General features: G+C 60.0%; 5 protein-coding genes. 1 reads left to right on the top strand and 4 read right to left on the bottom strand.

Going from position 1 to position 4,708, the window contains the following annotated elements; translation table 11 throughout:
- Nucleotides 1–206: 206 nt before the first annotated feature.
- The 3 genes from ABIZ35_RS12955 to ABIZ35_RS12945 all read right to left on the bottom strand — a co-directional run bounded on the left by ABIZ35_RS12955 (nt 207) and on the right by ABIZ35_RS12945 (nt 3,157).
- Nucleotides 207–818, bottom strand: coding sequence for a hypothetical protein (locus tag ABIZ35_RS12955; protein ID WP_348220329.1), 612 nt, complete (start codon nt 816–818; stop codon nt 207–209).
- A 50-nt stretch (nt 819–868) separates the two neighbouring features.
- Complete coding sequence (locus tag ABIZ35_RS12950) at nt 869–1,654, bottom strand: hypothetical protein (RefSeq protein WP_348220328.1); 786 nt, start codon at nt 1,652–1,654, stop codon at nt 869–871.
- A gap of 180 nt (nt 1,655–1,834) precedes the next feature.
- Nucleotides 1,835–3,157, bottom strand: a complete 1,323-nt coding sequence (locus ABIZ35_RS12945; RefSeq protein ID WP_348220327.1) for an IPT/TIG domain-containing protein — start codon at nt 3,155–3,157, stop codon at nt 1,835–1,837.
- 293 nt (nt 3,158–3,450) lie between these two features.
- Between ABIZ35_RS12945 and ABIZ35_RS12940 the strand changes: the two genes are divergently transcribed.
- Nucleotides 3,451–4,146, top strand: a complete 696-nt coding sequence (locus tag ABIZ35_RS12940) for a hypothetical protein (RefSeq protein WP_348220326.1) — start codon at nt 3,451–3,453, stop codon at nt 4,144–4,146.
- Between the two features lie 42 nt (nt 4,147–4,188).
- On the opposite strand, the gene ABIZ35_RS12935 is transcribed toward ABIZ35_RS12940, so the two are convergent.
- Nucleotides 4,189–4,542: a hypothetical protein gene (locus tag ABIZ35_RS12935; protein WP_348220325.1), complete on the bottom strand. Its 354-nt coding sequence runs from the start codon at nt 4,540–4,542 to the stop codon at nt 4,189–4,191.
- Nucleotides 4,543–4,708 lie beyond the last annotated feature (166 nt).

Here is a 4,708-nt window from a genome sequence, read left to right as displayed (position 1 = left end):
GGCCCCTCCGCCCCAATTCTGGGGGACCGGAAAATGCCAATCTCCGAAATCAGGTCCCCCAGAATTGGGGCGAAGGGGCAATCTTCGCAGGTCCCTCAGGATGGGGCGGAGGGGCCGAAACCTTACGCCAAGAGCCATGTCGTCCATAATTACTAGCTCCCACTTCCCACTGCGGAGCAGCTTGCAGGGAAGGGGGGAAGCGAGCTTTAGCTCGCTGGGGGGTTAGGCAGCGTGCACAAAAAAACTCCCAAGAACCCTTCAATCACCACCGTCGCGCGCTCCGCGTCGGCGAGGGCGCGAAAGTTTGCCAGACCGAACTTCTGCACCTTGGCGCCGTCCGCGCCCGGGATCGTCAGGCAAACGACGTAAACGCGTCGGAGCAAAAGGAGGCGGGAAGTGATGGATAACCGTGCGTCGATAGGGAGCGTATGCATGTAGCCGCGCTGCGTGCGGAAGGTTTGGGGATTGCGGATGAGGGAGAAGCGGTTGGCGTGGAGCCAGTGGGCGTAAATCGATTGGATCAGGAAGCAGAGCGCGAAGTAGCCGGCGGGGATCCAGAAACAGCGGGCGTCGAACATCGCCATCAGCATCTGCTCACCCTCTGCGGTCGAAAGGTGATGCGCAAACAGCGGAACACCCATCGAAAGCAGAAGATGCGACAGCGCCAGCCCCGTGAGGACGGGACCGACGCGACGTCGCTGCGTGTCGTAGCGCGGCTGCGCCGCGTACAGAAAATCGCCGTCGGACTCCAGACGCAATGAACCGATCGTCACCGATCGCTGGATGTCCGCCGGCGCTGGCGGACTTTGTGTAACCATAATCGCTCGTTCTGAAGAGAACGCGGGCTGCTATGGGCTCAGGCGCAATCTTACGCCTTCACCGGCGGCAGCTTGACGCCCTTGAACTCACGCCACTCGTACGGGCGCGCCTGGACTTTGATGCTCTTGAGGGAGTCCACCGACTTACCCGGGAATGTCACGGTCCGCTGCTCGATGGCGTTGATGCTCTGATCGCTCCGGATCTGCGGTTCGATCACGCCGCCCGCGGCGTCCACGCCAACAACGCGAATGTCCTGATCACTCGTGATCGCGGTAGAGACCGTTAGGCCCGGCGCGCCGCCGAACTCGCTGAAGTCCGAGAAGATCACCTCAAACGTCTTGGGCTTCCCATCGGCGCCGTAAACACTCCCCGCACGAGCCGTCGAACCGCCGGTTCCCTCCGCCACATCCCGCCACTCCGCCTTGCTCACACCCACCCGCATGTCGCAGGACTGCACATTCTCGGGAAGGTTCGCCTCCACGGCGTAGAGCCGAGTGTCGCCCGGCTGCGGAAAGGAGATCCAGGCGAGGCCGGTCGCCTTGTCGATCTGCACATCACAGCTGCGCTCCTTTGGAGCGTTCAAAATCTCGATCAGGAACCGAACGCCGCGCTCTTTCGGCGCCGGCGTCAAATGCAGGCCTTCAAAACGCGAATCCGCCTTCGGGATCGTGGTCGTCTTGCCGTCCCCCCCACGCCATTCGGCGTCGTTGGTCGGGGTCAAATTCGAAACTCCCACAATCCGCACAACCGGCGTCTGCGCAAACACCGGCTCGGCCGCGAAAACCAGACCGGCGGCAAGAACAAAAGGGCGATAGGTAAGCTTTTGGATAATCATTAAGGATACTCTCTGAAGGATTTTAGACTGCGGAGCCAACGCTCCGCGCGTTGAGACGCAAGCACGCCCCCTTGCTTCTTACCCATTAATACCACGAAACCCGCAAAGATACCTGCTTCGGATACAAAGGCAAAGGCCCCAGGAGGGAATTCCCAGGGCCGCCGCAATGCGTAACAGCAATTACCGGACGTTGAAGACAACGCTGTTGGACGAGCCGCCCGGAGCGGGATTGTTCACGCTCACGCTGTACGCGCCCGCCGTCGCCAGCATCGCCGCCGGAATGACGACAACGATCCGAGTGGCGATCACGCTCGACGCCGGGATCGGCGTTCCATTGAACAGGACCGACGAGCCGCCCACGAAGTTCTGCCCGTTGATCGTCAGCGCCAGATTTGCGGCGCCGTGCGTGGCGAACGCCGGGCTCAGCGCCGGGGTGTTCGCCGTCAAGCCGATCAGCACCGGAAGCGATCCATTCGCGAAGCCCTGCGCCCCGTTGACCGTCGCCGTTCCCACCAGTCCCACATCGTTCGTCGCCGCCACGGAGCCGGTGATCGTGATGGGATTGCTTTGCGCCGACACCTGAAGCGTCAGCGTATAGATATTACCGCTGCCGCCGTTGGAGAGGGCGTAGGCCGTCTGCGGCAGGTACGCCAGGACCTTGGTGATCTTCCGGCCGCTCGGATCGTTCACCGCCGCCGAGATCTTGATCGTGCCGCCGGTCGCCGGCAGGGTCGAAGGAGTGACGCTCGCGCTGGTAATCACCGGCGCTGCGGTGAGATTGTCCTGCACGGACTTGCCGCCGGCCACGCTGCTGATAAAGCCCAGATCGTTTTTGGCGGTCAGATTGACGGCGTAAGTATCCGTCGTGTTCGTCGTGTTGTTGGCCACGCTCTGGAACGTTCCCGTATAGATGTTGCCGACGCCCCCATTGGACAGGGCAATATCGCCGAGGTTGCCCCCGTTCATCGTCACTTTGCCGCCCACTGTCGTCGGACGACGGAACGGATCGACCACGGTCGCCGTTACCGTGATCTGGCCGCCGCTAAACGGCAGCGTCGCCGGCGTCAGCGTGATCCCGCTGATCGCGGGCGGCTGATTGTCGTTCTGCTGACCGGCCAGGACCGCGACGGTCGCCGACTGCGTGGTCGAAGCATCCGTCGCGGTGACGGTCGCGGACCAGTTGAACGGCGCGGCGGTCGTGTTGAGCGTTCCAAAAGGGACGTTGGCGGAATAGGTCGTTCCACTGCCGCCGTTCGACATCACGAACGAAGCGTTGTTGGGAGCGGCGGCGGTATTGCCCGTAATCCGCACCGACGCGCCGGTCACGGCCACAGTGTCCGTAATCGTCGCCGTCACCGTGATGACCCCGCCGGTCGGCGGCAGCAGACCGGGGGTCATCTTGACATTGGTAATCACCGGCGCAGCGCTCGCGGAATGCGCGAGACCGCCGCCGATCAGAGCGAGTGGAATAAAAATCAGTGATGCAGGTCGCGGGCTAAACATAATGAGGTTTCCTTGAAAAATACCCTGCCGCCGTCGACAGAAGAGCAGAGTGGCGCGATGGGCGAAAAAGTTTCCAGTATCACGTTATCACGTATTTTGTGATTTCGCAAGGTTTTCCTGCGATTCTCATAAATGGAGTATGATATTACTGGTGTTACGCAAACCATAATTTCGATCTGTCACCAGTATAGCGGCTCAATCGTGACGGCGGCGTGACGATTGACGCCAAAAACGTGACGAATCAAAATGAATGACGCTATGTGCGTCCTATCTCGCGGAGCGATCGACCTTGTATGAACATCCAATCCTTTGCCAGCTTCGACGACATCAAAGACGACGCCGTCGTCGAGATCTATCCGCCCAGCAGCGCCTTTCAAGCGACCCTTGGGAACTTCAGTACGACGTATGACATACGGTGGCTATGCGCCCATTGCCAGCGCACTGAAATCACGCGGCTCACGGACCTCAGCATCACGCCGCGCGGGGGCGCCCCGCTTCAGGCCGTGAAAAACGGGCCGGGCGAATGGATCGTCAGCGCATCGCTCCACAATCTTTTGACCCAAAACGGCGTCGCCTTGCGGCCCCTCTTCAAGCGCTCAGACTACTGGAGCATCGTTCCCCAAGAGTTTCGGTTTTGTGAAGACATCGCGCCGGCGCGGTGGCTGGACGACGCCTGTCCGGGCTGCGAAAAACAATCCCTTGTGCGCACGGAGATGATCGCGGGAGTAACACACCGAGCCGAGCGGCCTCTGACTGTCGCGAAAGAACAGATCGAGGGAATCATCTGGGGACGGTCGCCGCAGGCGTTCCAGCGGTTTCACGCATCGTCAAAGCCTCGAAATGAACCCGGCGGCCCCGCGCCATGCAATGCATGGGTGTTTGGGGACGGGATCAAATCACGCATGAACATCATATCCGTCCCACTGCTCAAGACGCTGATGGACGCCGGCGTCCACGACCTCGCCTTCCGGCCCGTGAACGTGATATGAGGACGCGTCATCCCCCACGCCAATCCTAATTCGTCCTGATTACTACTCGGACGGCAGCGCGATATCCTTGATCTCCCGCCAGAAATAGAAACGCGTTTGCAGCTTGACTTCCGCAATATCCTCGGGCGTCTTGTCCAAAAAAACCAGCGTCCCCGGTGTTGGAAACCCCATTCCGGCGCGGCCATAATTCTCCAGAGATTTGTACGCGAGAACGCGCCCTTCGCTGTCGATCCCAACCACCCGTAAGTCCCGATCCTCATGAGCCCCAAGGATAGTCATCGCCGCTCCCGCCCGGTACTGCTCAATCTTGAAAAATCGAATGGTATCCGACTCTCGTTCCCCGTTGTCGTTCTCAATTTCTATCTCCACGGCGTTCGGGAAGACTTTACTGGACACAAAATCACGCCACTCATTGCCCTTGATCCCAACACGTACGTGTCGAGTCTCATGTCATTATGAACAAGTGGGGATGGCGTTTGAGGAGCGCATGTGGTAGTCTTCTTGGTAACCACACCAAAGAAAATCAACCACATGCACTTCCATTCTAACGCATCCACCAATA

This window comes from Capsulimonas sp. (assembly GCF_039929585.1).
Lineage (GTDB): Bacteria > Armatimonadota > Armatimonadia > Armatimonadales > Capsulimonadaceae > Capsulimonas.
This window is presented reverse-complemented; position numbering and strand designations above follow the sequence as displayed.